Origin of the sequence: Aphanothece microscopica RSMan92, assembly GCF_046613545.2 — a bacterium.
Lineage (GTDB): Bacteria > Cyanobacteriota > Cyanobacteriia > PCC-6307 > Cyanobiaceae > NIES-981.
On record NZ_JBKKKY020000699.1, the window covers coordinates 1 to 205 of the forward strand.

1 protein-coding gene is annotated in these 205 nt (G+C 70.7%); it reads right to left on the bottom strand.

Annotated features, from left to right (window positions below; all coding sequences use genetic code 11):
- Positions 1–205 (bottom strand): hypothetical protein (locus ACLD7X_RS19650; RefSeq protein ID WP_411425365.1); only part of this gene is annotated, 205 nt, incomplete at both ends.

Here is a 205-nt window from a genome sequence, read left to right on the forward strand (position 1 = left end):
GGCGCTGCGCCCGAGGGCCGTGGCGCTTTCACCGTCGGCGATGGAGGCTTCTCCGAGGGCTGTGGCGGCGATACCTGAAGCCCGGGCGTTCAACCCGACGGCAGTCGCGGCTGTTCCGGTGGCATTGGCCTTGCGCCCGAGGGCCGTGGCGCTTTCACCGTCGGCGATGGAGGCTTCTCCGAGGGCTGTGGCGGCGGTACCTGAA